The organism is Breoghania sp. (genome assembly GCF_963674635.1).
GTDB lineage: Bacteria > Pseudomonadota > Alphaproteobacteria > Rhizobiales > Stappiaceae > Breoghania.
Genome location: NZ_OY771475.1, coordinates 4,019,036 through 4,040,725, shown reverse-complemented (window position 1 = coordinate 4,040,725; position 21,690 = coordinate 4,019,036). Strand labels below are relative to the sequence as shown.

Below are 21,690 nucleotides of genomic sequence, written 5' to 3'. Positions count from 1 at the left end.
ACCCTCGTGGGGACGGAGATATCTGATCCCCTCACCCCAACCCTCTCCCCATGGGAGAGGGAGCTTGTCCGCACCGGGCCGCCCCCCGTGCGCCCCATCCCAGTTCCCATCAGCAGCTCGGCACCTCCGAACACGCCGGATGCGAGAAACCTCACCTCAATCCCGATCCCCGCCGCCAATCACCTCTCCCATGGGGAGAGGTCGAACCGGAGGTTCGGGTGAGGGGGTTTAAGCCCTCGTGGGGACGGAGGCATCTGATCCCCTCACCCCAACCCTCTCCCCGTGGGAGAGGGAGCTTGTCCGCACCGGGCCGGAACCTCAATTCACTCCACGATTTCCGCCGTCTCCACCACCGCGTGAAACAGCACGTCGGCGCCGGCCTTGGCCCAGTCCTTGGAAATCTCTTCGGCCTCGTTGTGCGAAAGGCCGTCCACACAGGGGCACATGACCATCGAGGTCGGCGCAATGCGGTTGATCCAGCAGGCGTCGTGCCCCGCACCGGAAACGATATCGCGGTGGGAATAGCCGAGCCGCTCCGCCGCGTCGCGCACCGCCTTCACGCAAGCCGGGTCGAAGGTCACCGGATCGAAATGACCGGCCACCTCAATCTCGATGCCGAGGCCGAGTTCTTCCGCGATTTTCGGGGCTTCCGCCTCAAACCGCGCCTTCATGCCGTCCAGCGTTTCCTGATCGGGCGAGCGGAAATCGACGGTGAAGACCACCTTGCCCGGGATGACGTTGCGCGAATTGGGGTAGAAATCGCAGTGGCCGATGGCGCCCACCGCGTTGGGCTGGTGGCTCATGGCGATCTCGTGGACAAGCTCCGTCATCCGCGCCGCGCCAAGCCCCGCATTACGGCGCATCGGCATCGGGGTGGAGCCGGTGTGGCTGTCCTTGCCCGTCACCGTCACCTGAAGCCACCACAGCCCCTGCCCGTGGGTGACGACGCCGATATCCTTACCCTCGATTTCGAGGATCGGCCCCTGCTCGATATGAAGCTCGAAAAACGCTTTGATCTTGTCCTTGCGAGACCCGACCGGCTCCTCACCTTCCCAGCCGATACGCTTCAGCTCATCGCCGAATTTCAGGCCCTTGGCATCCTCGCGCGCTTTCGCCCACTCTTCCGTGTGCATGCCTGCGAACACGCCAGAGGCCAGCATGGCGGGCGCAAAGCGCGTGCCTTCCTCATTCGTCCAGTTGGTGACGACGATGGGATGCTTCGTCTTGATGCCGAGATCATTGAGCGAGCGACACACCTCCAGCGCGCCCAGCACACCGAGAACGCCATCATATTTGCCGCCGGTCGGCTGGGTATCGAGATGCGAGCCCACATAGACGGCGGGCAGGTCCGGCTCGGTGCCGGGGCGCGTCATGAACATGTTGCCCATGCTGTCAACGCCCATCGTCATGCCCGCTTCTACACACCATTTCTGGAAAAGCTTGCGGCCCTCACCGTCCTCGTCGGTCAGCGTCTGACGGTTGTTGCCGCCCGCGACGCCCGGCCCGATCCTGGCCATCTCCATGAGGCTGTCCCACAGCCTGTCTGCGTTGATGCGCAGGTTCTCACCCGGAGCCGCCGTGTTTGCCGCCATTTCAGTTCCCCTTGGATCTGGCCATATGTCTGGAAAGCAGGCGCTTGTTTTTCGCCGCGCCCTTTTTGAATTTCACTCGTGACGCCACCCCGGAACACCTGATCGGGCCGGGATGACGAATGTCTCTTGCTGCGCCCGGTTGGAGTGGCAACCCTAGTCGATCGCCTTCAGAACCTTCGACAGGATGCCGAACAGCTCGTCGATCTGCGCCTTGGAGATGATCAGCGGCGGTGACAGCGCGATGATGTCGCCGGTGGTGCGGATCATCAGCCCCTCCTCATAGGCCTTCAGGAAGGCGGAGAAGGCACGCTTGGTCGGCTCGCCCGCAATTGGCTCAAGCTCGACCGCGCCGATCAGGCCCAGGTTGCGGATGTCGATGACATGCGGATGGTCCTTCAGGCCGTGCAGCGCATCGGCCCAGTAATCCTGAAGCTCCGCCCCGCGGGTCATAAGCCCCTCGTCCTCGTAGGTGTCGAGGGTGCCGAGCGCGGCCGCACAGGCCAGCGGATGGCCCGAATAGGTGTAGCCGTGGAAGAACTCGATCATGTGCTCCGGGCCCTGCATGAAGGCCTCGTAGATATCGGAGGACACCATCACCGCGCCCATCGGCACCGTGCCGGAGGTGATGCCCTTGGCCAGCGTCACCATGTCGGGCACAACGCCGAAATGCTCCACCGCGAAGGCTGAGCCCAGACGCCCGAAGCCGGTGATCACCTCATCGAAGATCAGCAGGATATCGTTGTCGGAGCAGATCTTGCGCAGCCGCTCCAGATACCCCTTGGGCGGAATGAGAACACCGGTGGAACCCGCCATCGGCTCCACGATCACGGCTGCAATCGTGGACGGATCATGCAGCTTGATGACGTTCAGCAGATCGTCGGCGAACTCCGCACCATGCTCGGGCTGGCCGCGCGAGAAGGCGTTTCGCTCGATGTCATGGGTGTCGCGGATATGATCGACGCCGGTGAGAAGCCCGCCGAACATCTTGCGGTTGCCGGAAATGCCGCCGACCGAGATGCCGCCGAAATTCACGCCGTGATAGCCGCGCTGACGGCCGATGAGACGGGTCTTGGCCGCATTGCCCTTGGCGCGGTGATAGGCGATCGCCGTCTTCAGCGCGGTTTCCACCGATTCAGAACCTGAATTGGTGAAGAACACATGGTCCAGCGGCGTGGGCATCATCGCGGAAAGACGCGCGGCAAGCTCGAAGGCCTTGGGGTGGCCCATCTGGAACGCGGGCGCATAGTCGAGTTCTGCCGCCTGTTTCTGGATCGCTTCCACCACCTTCGGGCGGGCATGACCGGCATTGCAGCACCACAGGCCCGCCGTCCCGTCGAGGATCTGGCGCCCTTCTGCGTTGGTGTAGTGCATGTCCTTTGCACCCACCAGCATGCGCGGGTTTTTCTTGAACTGCCGGTTCGCCGTGAACGGCATCCAGAACGCTTCGAGATTGTTGGTGACGGCCTGCGACATGTTTCCTCCGAAGGGCCACGCCTGCCGGTTCCCGGTCAGGCGCGCACGAGGGCCAGCTTCGCTGCGTCCGGCGCCTGCATCCCTCGGGGGTAGTTGCCCCAGCGTCACAAGTTGCCCAGCACGCGATTAATCCATAAAACCCTGCGAGAGGATCGTAGACTATCGCCCGCCTCACGTCGCGAATTCTGACCATTTGGTCAAGATAACGATAGGAGCCCCGCCCGATGGCGGTCAAGGTCATTTTCTATCCATGTCGATGCAAAAGCAATCAGGTGAAACGGTCCGAAAAACTTGATGTTTTGAAGAACTGCGCGCGAAAAATGGGCGATGGCTGCTCTTCTTTTTCGCCTCCCATACGAAAGGATGGAGCATGATAGTGAAACCCCGTCATGCGCACCGCTTGCCAGGGAGAGGAAACGCGCGATGCCAAAGGCGAAAACGCAGGAGTTGAGCCCGTGAAATCCCGTTGGGACCCCAAACAACCATGACCGATGACATGATCGATTTTGCGACCGGGGATTTCGGCTCAGCGCGCAAGCAGACCCGTATCCAGACGGAGAACAGGGATCGCATCCTGGAGGCCGCGCTGGACATGTTCTCCCGTTCCGGCTTTCGCGGCACGACGCTCGACCAGATCGCCCGTCAGGCGGGCATGTCGAAGTCGAACCTGCTTTATTATTACGCCTCCAAGTCGCAGATATATAAGGCCGTTCTGGGGGAAATCCTGACAGAATGGCTTGCCCCCCTGCGCGCCCTTGATGTGGAGGGAGATCCGGCCGAGGAACTTGGCGACTACATCTCACGCAAGCTCCAGCACTCGGCGGAAAATCCGCGTGCCTCGCGTCTCTTCGCCAACGAGATCCTGGAAGGCGCGCCGATGATGATGGACGTGCTGCAAGGTCCCTTGCGCGATCTGGTCGACGCCAAGGTCAAGATCATCCGCACATGGATCGATCAGGGCAGGCTGCGCGCGGTTGATCCCTACCACGTGATCTTCATGATCTGGGCAACCACCCAGCACTACGCGGATTTCGAGACGCAGATTCAGGCGATCACCGGGCGCACCATCGAACAGCCCGATTTCCAAAGCGAAACGGAGGCGACGCTGAAGGCGATCTTCCTGAACGGCCTCATCCCCTGAGGCCGGCCCCCGGATCGGCACATGAGGCGGCAGCCGTTTCAGGCCGCCTTCGCGCTGCCCTTCAAGTGCTTCTTGATTTCCTCATTGGAGGCAAAGCCAGCTCCAAAAACGGGAACGAAGGCCGACAGGATGGGAAACAGGCTGCTCGCGCCCAGAATGGATTTGTGAATGATCTCGCAAAGCGGCACGCTTCCCATAAAGAAGACGGCACACCCCGTGGCGAGCGCTTGCTTCCAGTTGAGCTTTTGGTCACCCGCCAAGACTTGCCGAACAAAAAGACCGGCGAAAAAGACTGCAATGACGGCCAGGGTCACGGCCAACTGAGACCAGATTGGAGAGGTTGGGTCTCCTGCAATTCCTTCCATCATAACCTCCAGCACTTTCCACTGTCGAAACCGTCACTTCGGAGAAAAATTGGTGCTGCCACCCAGCTTGCCCTGATAGGCCCAGCACCCGGCGGGACCGCAATCCCCCACGCCGTCTGCCGGACGCACCTTCAACCAGTATTGCTTGCCGAAGATGGAGGGCACTTCTTTCCGGTCTTCAACGACATATTCCTTTTTGCCGTCGAGTTTTCCGACCTTGTCGCCAAGTGAATTCAAAAAGCCTGACGGGGGTTGGTTCCAGGCAGAGATACCATCACCACGCGGCTCAATAACGCTGCCAACCGGAACCTCGAACATTTCCTTGGACCTGGCGTCTGCTTGCTGGGCCAGAACAGGAGCAACCAGCAGGCACGAAAACAGGGATGCAAATATAATATGTGTGAAATAACGGAACATGGCCGCACCCAATAAAATGTGAGCGCGGCCATTCTATAACAAACCTTCCCTTACGGCAATCTACTCAGCTGGAACGCCCACCCGGTTCGGGTTGTTGGGATGGGTCGTCCAGTTGGCGTAGGCAGCTTCCACCGCCTTGTCGGTACGCGGATCGACCGAGCCCGGCTCCATCGCCTCCATGGTGATGCAGCCTTCCACCGGGCACACGTTGACGCAGAGATTGCAACCCACGCATTCCTCGTCGATCACCTCAAAGCCGCGCGCACCGTCGATCATGTTGGTGATCGCCTGATGCGAGGTGTCCTCGCAGGCGATGTGACAACGGCCGCACTTGATGCAGAGATCCTGATTGATCTTCGCCTTGGCGATGTAGTTGAGGTTGAGGAACTGCCAGTCGGTGACATTGGGCACCGCCTGTCCGACGAAGTCCGACGTCGCCGTGTAGCCCTTTTCGTCCATCCAGTCGGAAAGGCCGGAGGCCATCTCTTCCACGATCTTGAAGCCATATGTCATGGCCGCGGTGCAAACCTGCACGTTGCCCGCTCCAAGCGCCATGAATTCGGCCGCATCGCGCCAGGTGGTGATGCCGCCAATGCCGGAAATCGGCAGACCGCGCGTTTCCGCATCGCGGGCTATTTCCGCCACCATGTTGAGCGCGATCGGCTTCACCGCCGGGCCGCAGAACCCGCCATGGGTTCCCTTGCCGTCGATGGTCGGCGACGGGGCCATCTGGTCGAGATCCACGGAAACGATGGAATTGATCGTGTTGATCAGCGACACCGCATCCGCCCCGCCCGCATGCGCGGCGCGCGCGGGATAGCGGATATCGGTGATGTTCGGCGTCAGCTTCACGATCACGGGCATGCGCGTGTGCTTCTTGCACCAGCGCGTGACCATCTCGATATAGTCCGGCACCTGGCCGACAGCCGCACCCATGCCGCGTTCCGACATGCCATGCGGACAGCCGAAATTCAGTTCGATGCCATCGGCCTCCGTCTCTTCCACGAGCTTGACGATATTCGCCCAGTTCTCTTCCTCGCACGCCACCATGAGAGAGACGACGAGCGCCCGGTCGGGCCAGGCCTTCTTGACCCGCTTGATTTCCTGCAGGTTCAGCTGCAACGGACGGTCGGTGATCAGCTCGATATTGTTGAGCCCCGTCAGCGAACGGTCCTTGCCGTGGATCGCGCCGTAGCGCGGACCGTTGACATTGACGACCGGGTCGCCGTCGCCAAGCGTCTTCCACACGACACCGCCCCAGCCCGCCTCATAGGCGCGAACGACGTTGTATTCCTTGTCCGTCGGCGGCGCGGAGGCCAACCAGAACGGGTTCGGCGACTTGATACCGGCGAATGTGCTGGTGAGATCGGCCATGGTCTTGTCTCCCTCAAGAACCGAACGAACGGTGGATGGCTTGTGCGGCGCGCTTGCCGTCGGCAACGGCTGCGACCGTCAGGTCCTCGCCTCCCGCAACGCAATCGCCGCCTGCCCACACACACCCAAGCGATGTCAGGCCGTCCGCATCCACCTTGATGCGTCCGCCCTCAAGCGCGGGCGTCGCGCCCTCGAAGGGTTCTTCCACAAAGCTCTGGCCGATGGCCTTGAACACCTGATCGGCGGCAAGACGCACCGTCTCGCCGGTGCCCGCGAGCTTGCCGTTCGAACCGACCGCGGTCTTTTCCAGAACGATGGAGCTGACATGGCCCTGTTCGCCCTGGAGCAGAACCGGCTGCATCCAGTGGCGGATGGTGACACCGCTTGTCAGCGCCAGATCCTGCTCGAATTCCGAAGCCTTCATGTCGGCGGCCCCGCGGCGATAGGCGATCGTCACCTCTTCCGCCCCCAGGCGCTTCATTTGCACCGCGATATCGATGGCGGTCATGCCGCCGCCGATCACCACGACCCGACGCCCCACCGGCAGGGTGGACAGGTCCGAGGCCTGACGCAGGCCGGAAATGTAGTCGACCGCATCGAGGACACCGTCGAGACCCTCGCCCTCGATCTTGAGCGCATTGACCCCGGCAAGCCCCATCCCGAGGAAAACCGCGTCATGCTTTGCGCGCAGATCGTCGAGCGAGAAATCCCGGCCCAGCGCCTTGCCGGTCTCAACGGTGATGCCGCCCACGGAGAGCACGAAATCGACCTCGGCCTGCGCAAAGCCATTGACGGTCTTGTAGGCCGCGATGCCGAATTCATTGAGCCCGCCAAGTTTCTCGCGCGCATCATAGATGGTGACCGTGTGCCCGAGGGCCGCAAGTTCGTGGGCGCAAGAAAGCCCCGCCGGGCCGCCGCCCACGACCGCCACCGTCTTGCCGGTCTCCGGTGCGCGCACCGTCAGGCTTTTCGGCTTGGTCTCCATGAAATAATCGGTCGCGTGGCGCTGAAGCTGACCGATCTTCACCGGCTTTCCTTCCGCCTCCATGCGCACACAGGCCTGCTCGCACAGGGTTTCCGTCGGGCAGACGCGGGCGCACATGCCGCCCAGAATGTTCTGCTCGAAGATCGTCTTGGCCGCCCCGGTGTCGTTGCCGGTGGAGATCTGGCGGATGAACAGCGGAATGTCGATGGATGTCGGACACGCCACCGTACACGGCGCGTCATAGCAGAAGTAGCAGCGATCGGCCTCCACCACAGCCTCGTGGGCATCGAGCGGCGGGTGCAGATCGGCGAAATTGGTCACATAGGCGTCGGCGGAAAGGCGGCCGCTCGCAATGTCCGGACCGGACGGCACGTCGGTCATGGAACCTCCTCGTCGCGCATCACCGGCCCGGCAGCCAAGGCCACCGCGGTGCAGGCGCGTTTCCCATTTGCTTTTCGGACATTGCCCGCAAAAGGGCCGTGTCCCCGTCTTGAAAAGGTGTCTTTCACGGCCCGCCTCGTTTGTCGGGCTGGCTCGCAAGATCAGTGTCGATGTTTTTTGACCAAATAGTCAAATCCATTCTGACGTAGCGTTCGCATCAATTTCGGGCATTGGGGCTCAAAACTGCTCGTTCCGCATGCGTTGCGCCGAAATGGCGGGCCCTTCTGCGAAAGCAGGAACGCGAAAGGGCCAGTCGCATGGCGCTGGCCCCTCATGTGGTGTGGCTGATAGTCGTCTTCCGATCAGCGGATCGCGTAGGCCGCCAGCCGCTCATAGGCAGGCTTCGCTGCTTCCGCGATGGCGCGGCCCGCATCGCTCAAGGGCGCAACCTCACGCTCCTCGCGCGCGGCAAATCCGGTGGAGGCTTCCACCGCGTGATACCAGTGCGCCGCCCACACCCCGTCGCTGTCACGCCGTCCCGAAGGCCAGAACAGCATCGCCTCATCGAACCCGATGCCGAGCCTGCCGCAAAGCTTGGACAGGACGCCGCGCGGATCGGCCAGCACATCCGCGCCGTCCACCACCACCGGGGCCTCGCCGAGGCGATCCGCCACCCGCTCGAATATCTCCGCCTGCTGGAGAAACCCGAGATCGGCCAGTGACACCTCATCCCGCTTGGCGGAATAGGACGCGACCACCTCCTCCGGCTTGCGGATCAGGAAGGCGTGGCGGATTTCCCGGTGATCCATCCAGTCGCGGCCAATATCCGCGATCATGTGATGGGTCATGTGCTTTTGATAGAAGATGCGCGCCCCGCCCGGCACGGGCCCCAACACTCCGTCGGCCACGGCCCGCCAGTCCGTCTCATGTGCGTCAAGGATCTCGTCATTCATCGGATGAACGATGCCCGTCATGGCGAGATAAGCCGCATAGAAGGGCTCGTCCCACACGGCCGTATCGGGCCGGTTCTCGAAGGACCGCATCATCGCGGTGGAAATGTTGCGCGGCCCTGACCACATGGCGATGCGCACGGTTGGCTCGGTTTCCCCCATCGTTCCCCCCATTCCCATGGCTCAGACCTTTTCCCGCCGGGCGGCGCTATCCCGTGCATCCACCTTGTAGATCGAGCTGAGTTTCGCCGTCAGCGGGCCGGAGCGCGCGGCCCCTTGCACGGGAGCCGCGCCAATCTCGCGCCCGTCAACCGAGCGCACGGGCACCAATCCAGCGAACGTGCCGGTCACGAACGCCTCATCCGCGGAATAGACATCGAACAGGGTGAAGCGCTTTTCGTGAACCGGGATGCCATTCTCGCGGCACAAGCGGATGACATTTGCGCGCGTGATCCCACCGAGACAGTAGATGCCATCCGACGTCCACACCTCCCCATCCTTCACGATGAAGAAGTGGGTGGAGTTGCAGGTCGCCACGCAGCCATCCGGGTCCAGCATCAAGGCCTCGTCCGCCCCCGCCTTGGTCGCCTGAATGCAGGCGAGAATGCAGTTGAGCTTGGAATGGCTGTTGAGCTTCTGGTCCTGCATGTCGGGCGCGGTGCGCCGGACATGGGCTGTAAAAAGCGTGATGCCCTTGTCCGCGATGGCCGGGTTGGGCGTCTTGTATTCGGGGATGATCACCACCGTGGCCGCGCCAATGGTGATGCGCGGGTCCTGATAGGGCGTCTTCTTGATGCCGCGCGTGACCATCAGCCTGATATGCCCGCCATCGCGCATGCCGTTGGCGTCAAGGCAATCGTGAAGCCGCCCCGTCAGCTCCTCGCGGGTGAGCCCGATATCGATATCGAGATAATGCGCACCGTCATAAAGGCGGTCGAGATGCGCCTTCAGATAGGCGATGCCACCGTCCACGACGCGCAGGCCCTCCCACACGCCGTCGCCCAGAATGAAGCCGGAATCGAACACCGACACCATCGCCTTTTCGCGGGGGAACAGCTCGCCATTGACGGAAATGAGGATCTCCGCATTGCGCGGATCCTCCTGATATTCGTGCGTACCGGTGGACATGGGCGACAGGCTCTCTTGAAAAATACGGATGCAAATGTGTTCCACGAGGACGCACCGCATGGCAAGTGGCGAAGATTTCTTCGCGCAACTTGGCTGCCTCTCGCAGCTCGCGTCCAAAATTAAGTATTTTCAACGATAAACAAAAATATAAAATAGTCATTTTATCCATTTCATTCAGAAGTTTGAGTGAAAGTGGGGTGCGCTCCGTCGGTGTTGTTGAATTACCAGGTGGGGGACGCTTGACTCTGGTGGGCTTGAATGCCGTTAAACGAACGCCTCGCGCATCTCGCCACCTGGTGGCGTCCGCGGATACTCTCCAAGGGACTGCCGACAGCGGCCAGTCTTCTGGCCGATGTTGTGCGTTTCAAGCGGGCGATTTTCTATCTGGAACTGACATTGCTGGTCGCGCTTTTCAGCTTTGAGGTGGCGAGCCATTCCCGCGAGCACCGCGCGCTGCAACGCAATCTGGCCAGCTCATTCATAAAAGCCGTCGTTGATGACCCGCTGTCACTTCTGGCGCATTTGACCACAAGCGCGCATCCGGAGTTGAAACAGGGCAGCGCCTCGCTGACGTCCCTGAAAGAAGCGATCCTGCCCACCATCCTGCATCTCGAAGGTTACACGTCGGCAACCGTCTTCATCGGTGAAACCCAACTGATTCATGTGGGGGAGAAGATCGACAGCGACATCGCGCAGAGCGCGCTGTTTCCTGCACTTACCGCACTGTCGGTCGCGCCCGCCTCCATCGATGTGTTTTCACAAGCCCTGCCGGAGCCACGCGGACACTGGTTCTGGCACAAGGATGTGCTGTATCACGCAAGTGCGGGCCCAATTACCGCACCGCTTCCGGCAAGCCGGTTCGACCCGGAACAGCGCGGTGTCGGATCGTTGATCCTCATGTTGATCCGGCGCTTCGACCAGCCCCGGCTGGATGCGATTTCCGCGCGTTTTGACCTGCCGGACCTCGCAATTGTCCACCCGGGCAAAACAGAGCTGAACAACAGCATCGAGATCCGGGAGCACGATGGCGCACCGATCGCGATAATGACCTGGCATAGCTATCTGCACGGATCGCTTCATCTTCTGGAAATGACCCTGCTCGCGACCGCGGTCATCTTGGCTCTCCATCTTTTCGGGCAGTACATAATCCGCCGCATCCGTTCTCTTGGCTCCCAGATCGACCACATCCACACGGTCAACAGTCGTGACAGGGCGCGCCTGCACAGCCTGATCGAAGCCTCCAATGACGGGTTGATGGTGCTGGACAGCGAATGCAGGATCCTGGACATCAACAAGTCCGCGATACGGCGCAGCGGTTATCAGCGTGAGGAGATCATTGGCAGTCCCTTCGTCGCCATCTGCCCCAACCTGCCGATCGAAGATCCCAGGTTTCTGGCAGGCGAAATGACGGTGCGATGCGAGGTCTACCGCCGCGATGGCGAGATCTACTGGATAGATGTCGGCTTTAGCGAGCTTGATGACCCGGCGATCGGAGAGGAGCGCTACATCGTCGTGACCCGCGACGTGACATCACGGGTGCAGCATGAAAAGGAGATCTGGCACAAGGCCCATTATGACAGCCTGACGGACCTCCCCAACCGCGCCCTGTTCATGACCCGGCTGAGCGGCGACCTGATGCACGCCATCGAAGAGAACAGCCAGTGTGTTCTGATGTTCGTCGATCTGGACGGTTTCAAGCTCATCAACGACACCTATGGGCACGAAACCGGGGACGACCTGCTCATCGCGGTGGCGGACCGTTTCCGCGAGACTGTCACGTCGGACATTATGGTCGCACGTCTTGGCGGCGATGAATTCGGCATCGCCCTGCCCGCCGGATCCGACGTGAAGCAGGCTGAGCTGCTGGCAGCCACGCTCGCGCGGCAGCTCGCCAGACCCTATGCCCTCAACCGCGCACATGTCAGGATTTCGGCCAGCATCGGCATCGCAATGGGGCCGGCGAACGGCCCAACCCCCAGCGCATTGATGCGGGCCGCCGACAAGGCGATGTACGTGGCCAAGCGCCACGCACCAGGCACCCACCGGTTCGCGAAATCCGACGAAGCCCATGATGGGCAGCGGGCCATGAAGCGCTTTGTGTGATGCAGCGGACCGATGACCATGCGCCGCGGACAGCTTGGGGCGTTTGGGGCACTTGAGCGCTTGAACCGCCCGGGCCGCCCCTTGTGCTCCCCAGCAAGGCCCGCACGGACTTTCGCTCACCGGCGATCCTTGCTCCCGCCGTCTGCCTGTGCCAAACGAAAAGACCGCCGCGCGATGCCGCGCCTGCGCCCTTTACCGACGGTCGACCGATGCGCCTTGTGCTAGCCCTGCTTCTGCCGATCGCCACCTTCAGCTTCGCGCTCGGCATCACCCTGCCGCTCATCGTCTTCAAGAAACTCTATTTCTTCACGGAAACCCCCTCGCTGGTACAGATCGTGCTCGGGCTCGAAAGGGATGGCGATCGCGGGCTCGCGTTTCTTGTCGGCGGCTTTTCCATTGTCCTTCCCGCCGTCAAACTGGTGCTACTGCACACGGTTGCGCTGGGCGGACGCGGGCATTTCCTGCACCTGCTGGGCGCGGTGTCGAAATGGTCGATGATGGATGTGATGGTGGTGGCGCTGGTGGTCTTCGCCGCAAAAAGCAGCGGCCTGGCGACGGCGATCACCCAGCCCGGCCTCTGGTTCTATGCCACGGCCACGGTCGCAACCGCCGCGGCGGCTCTGTTATGTCGCAGCCGCTGAACGCAACGCGAGCGGTTTACAAACTTGAATAAAACGGACTGTCCATGACGAAGGTGCTGGCGAGGCAGCCCCATGTTCGTCATGCGTCGAAACTGTCTCGGCGGCGCGTCACGCGGCCGGAATCAGAAAAGCCGCCTTCTGGCGGCTCGTCATCTGACGTCTTTGCGGAGCGCTCAGCGTCCAAAAGCGTGGTTGCGGCCCGCGATCTCGTCGAGTTCCGCCTGCTCAGCCTCTTCCTGGGCCTCGCGTTCGCGTTCCTGATCGCGCTCTTCCATGAGCTCGATCTTTTTCAGTTCTTCAACGGCTTCGGCCAGATCATCCTGAGCGCGTTCAAGCTGCGAATGCAGATCCTCGGCCGAAGCCTTGAGGTTGTCACGGCGCTGCATGGCAGCCTTGGCAAAGGTCGGATAGGCGAAATGCGCCACATCGGCGATCCCGACCCGCTCCTGCTCAGCCTTGATCTGGTCGTCTAGTTCCTTCGCCATGCGGTCGAAATCGGCGATCATCGCCTCAATCTGCGAGACCTGACGACGCTTGTCGTCAACCTGGAATCGCTTCAACCGAATGATGCTCTCTCTGGACTTCATCGGGCACTACTCCCCCTAACGAGAGTGGACCCTAGCCCAAACTCATTTCCAAAAGGTTGGCGAGTTCACCATAACCCGTCTCGATTGTGGACGCTTCGTCCTTGCGCTGGGCCAAAAACGCTTCCAGCCCGTCATGTCGGTCGATGGCGAGGTCCACAGTGGCGTCCGACCCGCGACGATATGCGCCAAGCCGGATCAGTTCCTCCATGTCCGCGTAGGTCGCCATCAGCCTGCGCGCTTCTCGCAGCACCGGCAGTGCCTCCGCGGCCACGCAGCCCGGCATGGTGCGCGAAACCGACTTCAACACGTTGATCGCCGGGTAGCGGCCACGCTCAGCGATCGCGCGTTCCATCACGATATGCCCGTCGAGAATACCGCGCACCGCATCGGCTACGGGCTCGTTGTGATTGTCGCCCTCCACCAGAACGGTAAAGAGCCCCGTGATCGATCCCGAGCCGACGACGCCGGGGCCCGCTCGTTCCAGAAGCCGCGGCAATTCGGTGAAGACGGTCGGCGTATAGCCCTTGGAGGTCGGCGGTTCGCCCGCCGCCAGTCCGATCTCGCGTTGAGCCATGGCAAAGCGGGTGACGGAATCCATCATGCACAGGACATTCAGGCCCTGATCGCGGAAATATTCCGCCGTCGCCAGCGTGAGATAGGCCGCCTGACGCCGCATCAGCGCGCTTTCGTCCGACGTCGCCACGATCACGACCGAACGCTGCAACCCTTCCGGCCCCAGATCGTCCTGGACGAATTCCTGCACCTCGCGCCCGCGTTCACCGATGAGCCCGATCACCGCCACATCGGCGGCGGTGTTCTTGGCCAGCATGGAAAGAAGCACCGACTTGCCGACGCCGGAGCCTGCGAAAATGCCCATGCGCTGGCCGCGGCAGCAGGTCACAAATGTATTGAGCGCACGAACGCCCAAATCGATGGGGCCCCCGACACGCGCCCTGTCGGCGGCCGCCGGCGGGCTTGCCCGCAGCTGGCGCACGTCCCCGCCCCGGCTCAGCCTGCCGTTTCCATCAATCGCCTCGCCCATGGCGTTAACCACGCGCCCGAGCCATTCATCGGAAATCCGCAGGACGCTTTCGCGCTCTTCCAGCACCGCCCGGCACCCCATCCGCACACCTTGCAGACCGGAAAAGGGAAGGCACAAGGCCCGCTCATCGCGAAAACCCACAACCTCCGCCAGCACGGGGTCTCCGGAACCACTCTCTATGGAAAGCCTGGACCCGACGCTCATTTCATGGACCGGGCCGGAGATTTCCACCAGCAACCCCTGCACGCCGACAACCCGCCCATACACCTCGACAGGCTCGATTGATTCGATTTCGTTGATCAGGGATCGCACGCGCGCTGCTCCGAAAGCTTTTTAAGGCCGGTTAATGAGAATGGTAACCGATCGTTTACGGTTCTGGTTAATCATAATGAAGAGAATGTTCACAGATTGGGAACCTTTCTAGGCCGAAGCAAGGAAGCTGTGAGTCCGTTGAATCAGTTAGCGGCATTTCCTCATGTGGATTGTTGCTAGCAACGGGATAGAATTTGGCGGGAATTTCAAGGAATTCGCGTCGGTTTCACAGCCTACGTATCAAAACGCTTCCGCTGCGAATCGGAATTTGTTAACAAGTGCGTCGAGGTTTCGAGACGCGGTTAACAGCAGTTATTCGCCGCGATCGCCTACCTAGGTTGGTGCGGTATTGCCCAGAATAGGCAAGACGAGGGAATTGGCATGCGAGTACTGCTCATTGAAGACGATGGCGCTACGGCCCAGAGCATCGAGCTGATGCTCAAGTCCGAGAACTTTAACGTCTATACGACGGATCTTGGCGAAGAAGGCATAGATCTCGGCAAGCTCTATGATTACGATATCATTTTGCTTGATCTGAATCTGCCGGACATGTCGGGATATGAAGTCCTGCGCACCCTGCGCGTCTCGAAGGTGAAGACGCCGATCCTGATCCTCTCCGGCCTGGCCGGTATTGAGGACAAGGTTCGCGGCCTCGGCTTCGGCGCCGACGACTACATGACCAAGCCGTTCCACAAGGACGAGCTGGTCGCCCGTATCCACGCCATTGTGCGTCGGTCCAAGGGTCACGCCCAGTCGGTCATCACGACCGGCGACCTGACGGTCAATCTCGACACCAAGACGGTCGAGGTCAACGGTCAGCGCGTGCATCTGACGGGCAAGGAATACCAGATGCTGGAACTGCTTTCCCTGCGCAAGGGCACGACCCTGACCAAGGAAATGTTCCTGAACCATCTCTATGGCGGCATGGACGAGCCGGAATTGAAGATCATCGACGTCTTCATCTGCAAGCTGCGCAAGAAGCTTGCGGCGGCGACCGCCGGGCGCAACTACATCGAGACGGTCTGGGGCCGCGGCTACGTGCTTCGCGAACCCGACGAGGAACGCGTGGCCTCCTGACATCGGGAGCCACCACCAAGACAGCACCTATCAAAAAAGCCCGGCTTGTCCGGGCTTTTTTTGTGCCTGCAGTCGGCCACCGCCTGGCCGCTTCCCGACCAATGTCTAAAAGCCGGAACGCACGGGAGCTGAGGTCGCCGCCGTCTTTATCCGGATGCGGCGCGAGACGTTGGCGGCAGCGTCATCCGCCCTCCCCGCATCAAGAACGCCTCAGGACCGCATCCAGGCGCTTGCGCGAAGCCGACGGGCAATGCCCGGCCCCTTTCGACATCCCCCCCACAGAACCCGTCCTGGCCCGAAGTCTGACTTTTGCGGGCTCCAGCTGTGCCTGAGGGCGCTGCCCACCCCGGTCTGCCTCTCTCAAGAACCCCCTTGCCCGGCCCAGCCTCAGGCCTGCAGCAGGCGTCAGAACCCCTTTGCCGATTGCGCTGGCCCTTGCCGATTGCGCGGGGCCGGCGCCCCCATTGTGGTGGCCAGACGCCGCTTCGTGGGCTCGGACCCAGCTGGCGGCAGAACAAAAAAAGCCCGGCCGTTGCCGGCCGGGCTTTCGATTGAGCAAGGTCTTGAGGCGCGAGGCCTCAGGCGGCGCGAACGGTCTGCAGGAAGCGGTTCACTTCGTTGCGCAGCTGTTCGGACATGCGCGAAAGCTCGCTGGAGGCCGATTCAACCTGAGCTGAAGCCGACCCGGTGGTTGCGGCGGCCTCCGAAACGAGGGTGATGTTGGAGGACACATCCTGCGTCCCAATCGCCGCCATCTGAACGTTGCGAGCGATTTCCTGCGTCGAGGTGGCCTGTTCTTCCACCGCGGCGGCGATCGCCGCACTGATGGCGTTCAGCTGCTCGATCGTGGAGGAGACCGAAACGATCGCGGAAGACGAGGCTTCCGTGGCGTTCTGGATATTGCCGATCTGATCGGCGATCTCCTGCGTGGCCTTGGAGGTCTGGGTAGCCAGTTCCTTCACTTCCGTGGCCACGACCGCGAAGCCCTTGCCGGCTTCCCCGGCGCGCGCGGCCTCGATGGTGGCGTTGAGCGCGAGGAGGTTGGTCTGCTCCGCGATATCCTGGATCAGGCCGACAATGTCGCCGATATGGCGTGCGGCTTCCTGCTGGAGATTGACCTTCTCCACCATGGTCTGCGCCTCCTTGGACGCAATCTCCGCCCGGCTGGCGGATTCGCTCGCCTGACGACCGATTTCGTCGACCGAACCGGCCATCTGTTCCGATGCGGCGGCGACAGCCTGCACGTTGCTTGTCGCCTCTTCGGAAGCAGCCGCGACGTTGGAGGACTTTTCGTTGGTGTCCCTGGCAGCCGCGCTCATGGTCTCCGCAGCACTCTGCAATTCGGTGGCCGCGCCGGCAACGGTGTCGACGATACCGCCAACCGCATGCTCGAACTCGTCCGCCATCTTCGCCATGAGCGCCTTGCGCTCGGCCGCCTCGTTGGCTTCGCGTTCGGCCTGCTCGGCCTCCAGACGCACCTTCTCGATCGCGTTCTGCTTGAAGACACCGACAGCTTCCGCCATCCGGCCGATCTCGTCCTTGCGGCCAAGACCCGGGATTTCGGTTTCATTGTTGCCCGAAGCAAGATCCACCATGGCCCGCGTCATCGACAGGAGGGCCCGCGAAAGCGTCACGCCAAGATAGAGCGCGAGCGCGGCACCCAGCAACGAGAACACGGTTCCGAGGATCGTCACGTTCGACGTGGTGGAGGACAGAAGCTGGTCCGTCTGATCGCTGATCTCGTTATAGCTGATCCGGTATTCGTCGATCATGCTCTGGAACTCGGTCATCAGGCCAAGTCCGGTAGAGGCCAGATGTTCCTTCCACAGGATGTCACGCTCCTTGGCGCTGGCAAAGATCTCTTTGAGCTCACCGCCAAGCCCCCGGATTTCCTTGACCATGGTCGAGGTCATGGACCGCAGGCGCGGATCCTCCACGACCTTGCCCAGGTCGGTAATCTGCGTGGAAAACTCATCAACCTTCGCCTGGGCCTCCTCCAGGTATTCCGGCTTCGGCGTCGCGACAAGGCGCACACCCAGCAAATGGGTTTCCAACAGACCATCGGCCGTCGCGCCGCTCATGAACACGGCTTCGGTATTGCCCACACGCTTCGCCTGCGCGGCGAAGGCCCTCAACTCGGCGCGCAGACCCGCGACGCTGTCCAGATAGTGTGCCCTCTGGCTATCGAGCTTTGCGATGAGGCCGACATAGTCACCAAAACTGCTCTGGTAGTGGCCGAGCTGGCCGAGCATCACATCCGCGCGTTTGAGCCATTCCTGCGTACGGAAGTGCGACTTCGCTTGCTTGGTGCCAGCGATAACCTTCGCAATCGCCTTCTGCGCGCCGCGAGCCGACTCCTCTGTTTTCCGATCGCCAAACTTCGTAAGAGCCAGCCGCGCCTCGACCATCGCCCGCGCCGTGCTTGAGAGTTCCAGAGTCTCGTTGCTCTGTTTGCGATATTCGCCGAACTGCGTCGAAACCCGACCGAGGCCGTTCAGGCTGAATACAACCATGGCGACAAGCGCCAGAACCAGAATGCCGATCCCCCCGAACAGCTTCACTTTGATAGACAGATTGTTGAGCATTTCGCTTCCCCTTGCGGCGGGAAGCCCTTTGCATGGTCGCAAAGCGGCCTGTGTCCCGCCGGCATTTGATCAGTCGGCGGGATTCAAATATAGATTCATTAATTTCAGCTTAACATGAAGTGTTAAGCACAGATTAACATGCCATTTCTGAATATTTCTGAATGTTTTTCTTTTGCATTTTGCTATTACTATCCACCCGATATGCATCACTCTCATTTTTATTCTGTTTTTTGAAGTGTTTTTGAATTTACCTTTGGTTCGGACATACGTTGTACGGTCATATACGCAAAGTCATTCGGGTGTCGCCAATCACAAATCCCGTGCGGCATGCGGAAAACCACGCATACGGTTCAACTCAGTTTTTCCATCTGAGAGGGTTTGATGGATCGCCAAAACATGGCCCATCCGGCCCTTGTCTTCGCGGAGGAAAAGCCGACGCAACAGGGGCCACGAGGCCACTTTGGCCACAATACAGATCTGGGGCCAGGCGACACGCACACAAAAAACCCCGGCCACAAGGACCGGGGTTTCGTTTCCAGATCAGCCGATATTTCCGCGCCCTGAAAAGAACGGACGTCGTCAGGTTCAGCTTGCGAAGAGGCGCGAGCCCGCCGCCGAACTTGGGCGAGACGCCCCCGGTGCGGGTGCGTCGCCGCGATGATAGAGCCCGCGATGGCCCTGTACCGGCTGGAAGGCCGTGCTCAGTCCAACCACGGTTTCCGCAGCGCCCAGAACCAGATAGCCGTCCTGCGGCATTTGCTTGGCAAGCCTGTTCAGAATGTCGGACTTGGTCGGCTGGTCGAAGTAGATCAGCACATTGCGGCAGAAGATGACGTCGAATTCTCCCATGGAGGAGAATGTTTCGAGCAGGTTCATCATGCGCCACTGCACCATGGAGCGGATGTCGGAGCTGATCTGCCACAGATCGCCGTTCTGCGTGAAATATTTCAGCAGCATCTGGATCGGCAGGCCGCGCTGCACCTCGAACTGGCTGTAGACGCCGGCCCGGGCCTTTTCCAGAACCTCGGTGGAAAGATCCGTACCGATGATCTCGATCCGCCATCCGGCAAGCCTGGGCGCGGCTTCCTTCAAGAGCATGGCCAGGGAATAGGGTTCCTGCCCCGTGGAAGCGGCCGCGCACCAGATGCGCAGGCGCTTGCGGTCCGCGCGTGCCTTCATCAAGGAGGGCAGCATCACATTCGTGAAGTTGTCGAACGGGGTCTTGTCGCGGAAGAAGAACGACTCGTTGGTCGTCATCGCTTCCACAACTTCCCTTTCCAGCCCGGCATTGCCGCCGCGCTGGACCTTGATGATCAACTCGCTCAGCGTGGACATCCCCGCCTTGCGGGCAACCGGCAGCAACCGGCTTTCCACCAGGTACTGCTTTTCGTTGGACAGCATCAGGCCCGAGCGGGTCTTCAGGAAGTTCTTGAGGAAATTGAATTCAGTCGGTGTCACCGCCGGCCTCCCAAGATCCGGACCACTTTCGGTCCGATGTCGTCCAGCGGCAGTACATCTGAGCACTGATTAGTCTGTGCGGCGGCGCCGGGCATTCCCCACACGACACTTGTCTTTTCATCCTGCGCGATAACACTGCCTCCGGCAGCCGCGATTGTCTTCACTCCGGCAGCCCCGTCATGCCCCATGCCGGTCAGCACGATGGCCAGGCTCGCCGAACCATAGATCTTCGCCACTGAGTCAAAGAGAGGGTCCACCGCGGGCTTGCAAAAGTTGACAGGCGCATCATCGGTCAACCTTGCCCGCGTATTCGCCCCATCCTTTTCCAGGACAAGATGCTTGCCGCCGGGAGCGACATAGATGGTGCCTGGCGCCAGAAGCTCGCGGTCATCGGCCTCCTTGGCCGGACGCATCGCCGCTTTTGCCAGATGTTCCGCCAGGATGGCGGTAAAGGTTGGCGGCATGTGCTGCGTCACGACGATCGGGATGTCGCCGAGGGACGGTCCGATGACACGAAACAGCGCCTGAAGGGCCTGCGGGCCGCCCGTGGACGAGCCGATGGCCAGAATGCGCGGACGAACCGCGGAATAGGTGCGCAGCGTGAAACTCGGACGCGGCTGAATCGCCGGCTGACGCGCAGCCGGCTGGGCGGAAGCTGACTTCCCCGCGGCTGTTTCCGCGCGCATCTGCCTGCGACCGGCGCCGGGGCGGGCCCGGGGCCCGAGATTCTTCAGCTTTTCGATAAGCTCGCGCCGGAAATCTACCGATGTGGAGATGGAGGAAGAAGATTCCGGCTTCGGAACGTAATCCTGCGCGCCAAGCGACAGGGCCTTCATGCTGATCTCCGCATTGCGGCGGGTCAGCGTGGAGGCCATCACCACGACGAGATTCTTCTTCTTGGCGAGCATGAGCGGCAACGCCGTCAGCCCGTCCATCTCCGGCATTTCGATGTCGAGAACGACCACATCCGGATTGGAACGCGTAATGTCATCGACCGCGAGCTTGCCATTGCGATGCGAAGCAACCACGGCGAGCGCAGGATCGGCATCGACCCAGCGACTGATCAACCCACGGATCACAACGCTGTCGTCTACAACCATAACGCGAATTGGGTCCGTCACTGCTCCGCCTGGCGGAGCAGCCGCTTGAGTCGCAGTCACCATGTCCGGTTCACCGTTTAAAAGGGTCTCTAGATGAGACCGACTTCCTGAAACTTCGCTTCGACGATTTCACGGTCGAATGGTTTCATGATGTACTCGTTAGCGCCCGCTCGGATCGCCTTCGCAATATGCCCAACGTCATTTTCGGTGGTGCAGAAGACCACCGTCGGGCGATCGCCGCCCTCTTCCTGACGCAGGGCGGTCAGAAACTCCAGTCCATCCATGACCGGCATGTTCCAATCGAGCAGGATAGCGTCGGGCATGGCTGCCCGACAGCTTTCCAGGGCAGCCTTGCCGTCCTCGGCTTCGGTAATGGTGAAGTCGAGGTCTTCCAGGATCCGGCGCGCGACCTTACGGATCACGCTGGAATCATCGACCACGAGGCATGTCTTCATCTCACCAAGTCTCCTGATCACGGGCAAGCCCGGATACGGCGGGGTTACGCTGCAAGAGGTTCGTTCATCATTGCGCCCAGCAGGCGCTCGACGTCAAGAATGACCATCAGCTGACCTTCCAGCCGATGCACGCCGGCGGAAATCTCCGCCCAACGCTGGTCAAGGTTGGTCGGGTTCGGCTCGCGCGAGCTGTCGGGAAGCGTCAGAACTTCACCGACCGTATCAATGACGAGACCATAGGACTCGCTCTTGTACTCGATGCCCACGGCCATCATCGTCTGGCCGCCTTCCAGCGCCGGCAGGGAAAGCCGACGCCGCATGTTGATGGCGGTCACGATGCGGCCGCGCAGGTTCAGGACGCCCTGAACTTCCGGCGGCGCCAGCGGCACGCACGTCACGCTTTCCGGCACGAAAACGTCATGCACCTGGCTGATCGGAAGTCCGAAGAGCTGCCCGCCGATCACGACGGTCACATACTGGATGCTCTCGCCGGCAGCAGCCTGTGTGGCGGCGCTTTCGTCCAT

Annotated in this window: 19 protein-coding genes; 4 read left to right on the top strand and 15 right to left on the bottom strand. The window is 61.2% G+C overall.

All coding sequences use genetic code 11. The annotated features are described in order from the left end of the window. Nucleotides 1-323 precede the first annotated feature (323 nt). Both ABGM93_RS17540 and ABGM93_RS17535 read right to left on the bottom strand, forming a co-directional pair. Nucleotides 324-1,592, bottom strand: a complete 1,269-nt coding sequence (locus ABGM93_RS17540) for a Zn-dependent hydrolase (RefSeq protein ID WP_321501649.1) — start codon at nucleotides 1,590-1,592, stop codon at nucleotides 324-326. Between the two features lie 153 nt (nucleotides 1,593-1,745). Next, complete coding sequence (locus tag ABGM93_RS17535) at nucleotides 1,746-3,065, bottom strand: aspartate aminotransferase family protein (RefSeq protein ID WP_321501647.1); 1,320 nt, start codon at nucleotides 3,063-3,065, stop codon at nucleotides 1,746-1,748. A gap of 484 nt (nucleotides 3,066-3,549) precedes the next feature. Between ABGM93_RS17535 and ABGM93_RS17530 the strand changes: the two genes are divergently transcribed. Beyond that, nucleotides 3,550-4,206: a TetR family transcriptional regulator C-terminal domain-containing protein gene (locus ABGM93_RS17530; RefSeq protein ID WP_321501644.1), complete on the top strand. Its 657-nt coding sequence runs from the start codon at nucleotides 3,550-3,552 to the stop codon at nucleotides 4,204-4,206. A 38-nt stretch (nucleotides 4,207-4,244) separates the two neighbouring features. On the opposite strand, the gene ABGM93_RS17525 is transcribed toward ABGM93_RS17530, so the two are convergent. The 6 genes from ABGM93_RS17525 to ABGM93_RS17500 form a co-directional block, all read right to left on the bottom strand. Beyond that, the gene (locus tag ABGM93_RS17525) at nucleotides 4,245-4,574 is read right to left on the bottom strand and encodes a hypothetical protein (RefSeq protein WP_321501642.1); all 330 of its coding nucleotides are present in this window, start codon (nucleotides 4,572-4,574) and stop codon (nucleotides 4,245-4,247) included. A gap of 30 nt (nucleotides 4,575-4,604) precedes the next feature. Next, nucleotides 4,605-4,988, bottom strand: coding sequence for a hypothetical protein (locus ABGM93_RS17520; protein WP_321501640.1), 384 nt, complete (start codon nucleotides 4,986-4,988; stop codon nucleotides 4,605-4,607). A 60-nt stretch (nucleotides 4,989-5,048) separates the two neighbouring features. After that, a complete protein-coding gene (gene preA / locus ABGM93_RS17515; protein ID WP_321501638.1) occupies nucleotides 5,049-6,362 on the bottom strand; it encodes an NAD-dependent dihydropyrimidine dehydrogenase subunit PreA in 1,314 nt (437 codons plus the stop codon). A 13-nt stretch (nucleotides 6,363-6,375) separates the two neighbouring features. Further along, nucleotides 6,376-7,728 carry an NAD(P)-dependent oxidoreductase gene (locus tag ABGM93_RS17510; RefSeq protein WP_321501636.1) on the bottom strand — a complete coding sequence of 451 codons (1,353 nt, stop codon included), beginning with the start codon at nucleotides 7,726-7,728 and terminating at the stop codon, nucleotides 6,376-6,378. Nucleotides 7,729-8,090: 362 nt separating this feature from the next. Then, nucleotides 8,091-8,858 (bottom strand): hypothetical protein, encoded by a 768-nt coding sequence (locus ABGM93_RS17505; protein WP_321501634.1) that lies wholly within the window; start codon nucleotides 8,856-8,858, stop codon nucleotides 8,091-8,093. 3 nt (nucleotides 8,859-8,861) lie between these two features. Further along, nucleotides 8,862-9,806, bottom strand: coding sequence for an aminotransferase class IV (locus ABGM93_RS17500; protein ID WP_321501632.1), 945 nt, complete (start codon nucleotides 9,804-9,806; stop codon nucleotides 8,862-8,864). 258 nt (nucleotides 9,807-10,064) lie between these two features. Between ABGM93_RS17500 and ABGM93_RS17495 the strand changes: the two genes are divergently transcribed. Next, nucleotides 10,065-11,909, top strand: a complete 1,845-nt coding sequence (locus ABGM93_RS17495; protein WP_321501630.1) for a sensor domain-containing diguanylate cyclase — start codon at nucleotides 10,065-10,067, stop codon at nucleotides 11,907-11,909. A gap of 209 nt (nucleotides 11,910-12,118) precedes the next feature. After that, entirely contained in the window at nucleotides 12,119-12,550 is a 432-nt protein-coding gene (locus ABGM93_RS17490) for a paraquat-inducible protein A (protein WP_321501628.1), read from the top strand. Between the two features lie 173 nt (nucleotides 12,551-12,723). Here the strand turns inward: ABGM93_RS17490 and fliJ are convergent, their stop codons facing one another. Then, the gene (gene fliJ / locus ABGM93_RS17485) at nucleotides 12,724-13,137 is read right to left on the bottom strand and encodes a flagellar export protein FliJ (protein ID WP_319775157.1); all 414 of its coding nucleotides are present in this window, start codon (nucleotides 13,135-13,137) and stop codon (nucleotides 12,724-12,726) included. Nucleotides 13,138-13,168: 31 nt separating this feature from the next. Next, the gene (gene fliI / locus ABGM93_RS17480) at nucleotides 13,169-14,491 is read right to left on the bottom strand and encodes a flagellar protein export ATPase FliI (RefSeq protein ID WP_321501626.1); all 1,323 of its coding nucleotides are present in this window, start codon (nucleotides 14,489-14,491) and stop codon (nucleotides 13,169-13,171) included. Between the two features lie 381 nt (nucleotides 14,492-14,872). Between fliI and ABGM93_RS17475 the strand changes: the two genes are divergently transcribed. Then, entirely contained in the window at nucleotides 14,873-15,568 is a 696-nt protein-coding gene (locus tag ABGM93_RS17475) for a response regulator transcription factor (RefSeq protein ID WP_319775155.1), read from the top strand. Nucleotides 15,569-16,146: 578 nt separating this feature from the next. Here ABGM93_RS17475 and ABGM93_RS17470 read toward each other — a convergent pair. From ABGM93_RS17470 to ABGM93_RS17450, 5 genes are all read right to left on the bottom strand, one after another. After that, complete coding sequence (locus tag ABGM93_RS17470; protein WP_321501624.1) at nucleotides 16,147-18,153, bottom strand: HAMP domain-containing methyl-accepting chemotaxis protein; 2,007 nt, start codon at nucleotides 18,151-18,153, stop codon at nucleotides 16,147-16,149. A 585-nt stretch (nucleotides 18,154-18,738) separates the two neighbouring features. Then, nucleotides 18,739-19,611: a protein-glutamate O-methyltransferase CheR gene (locus ABGM93_RS17465; protein ID WP_321501622.1), complete on the bottom strand. Its 873-nt coding sequence runs from the start codon at nucleotides 19,609-19,611 to the stop codon at nucleotides 18,739-18,741. After that, the gene (locus ABGM93_RS17460) at nucleotides 19,608-20,711 is read right to left on the bottom strand and encodes a chemotaxis response regulator protein-glutamate methylesterase (RefSeq protein ID WP_321501620.1); all 1,104 of its coding nucleotides are present in this window, start codon (nucleotides 20,709-20,711) and stop codon (nucleotides 19,608-19,610) included. The genes ABGM93_RS17465 and ABGM93_RS17460 overlap by 4 nt, the downstream gene beginning before the upstream one ends. 89 nt (nucleotides 20,712-20,800) lie before the next feature. Next, nucleotides 20,801-21,166, bottom strand: coding sequence for a response regulator (locus ABGM93_RS17455; RefSeq protein WP_321501618.1), 366 nt, complete (start codon nucleotides 21,164-21,166; stop codon nucleotides 20,801-20,803). Nucleotides 21,167-21,210: 44 nt separating this feature from the next. Further along, a complete protein-coding gene (locus ABGM93_RS17450; RefSeq protein ID WP_321505989.1) occupies nucleotides 21,211-21,690 on the bottom strand; it encodes a chemotaxis protein CheW in 480 nt (159 codons plus the stop codon).